The sequence below is a fragment of the Flavobacterium cupreum genome (genome assembly GCF_003996965.1).
In the GTDB taxonomy this organism is placed as follows: domain Bacteria; phylum Bacteroidota; class Bacteroidia; order Flavobacteriales; family Flavobacteriaceae; genus Flavobacterium; species Flavobacterium cupreum.
In genome coordinates this window covers 1-438 of sequence record NZ_QWDM01000076.1, presented here as the reverse complement: position 1 = coordinate 438, position 438 = coordinate 1, and the positions used below count along the sequence as shown (strand labels likewise).

The following is a 438-nucleotide window of genomic DNA, read 5'->3' as shown; positions in this document are numbered from 1 at the left end:
ATCATGAAGGTCGAGGAGGCCCGGCTGGCGCAGCTGAACTACCGCGAGGGGCTCGAGCGGGTGATCGCGGCCTCGGCCCACATCTTCCAGCAGCGCAACCTCAAGGACTTCGCCAGCGGCCTGCTCCAGCAGGTGGTGGCGCTGCTGCGCCTCGAGCAGAGCATGCTGCTGCGCCTGGCCGGGGCGAGCGTGATCACCGGCGAGACCGAGTACGAGATCCTGGCCCAGATCGGCGACATCGGCGAGGCCATGCTCGGGCCCGACCTGATGGCCCAGCTCGACGAGGCGCGCAGCAACCGCATCTCGCGCCTGCACGGCGACACCTATGTCGGCTATTTCCCCAACAGCAGCGGCAAGGCCTCGCTGCTGGTGCTCAAGGGGGTCGAGGAGATCTCCGACATCGACGCCAAGCTGCTCGAGGTGTTCTGCTCGGGGGTG

Annotated in this window: 1 protein-coding gene; it reads left to right on the top strand. The window is 67.8% G+C overall.

All coding sequences use genetic code 11. From position 1 onward, the window contains the following. Positions 1–438, top strand: a 438-nt coding sequence (locus tag D0817_RS26710; protein WP_127341004.1) for a DUF3369 domain-containing protein, incomplete at both ends; no start/stop codon positions are given.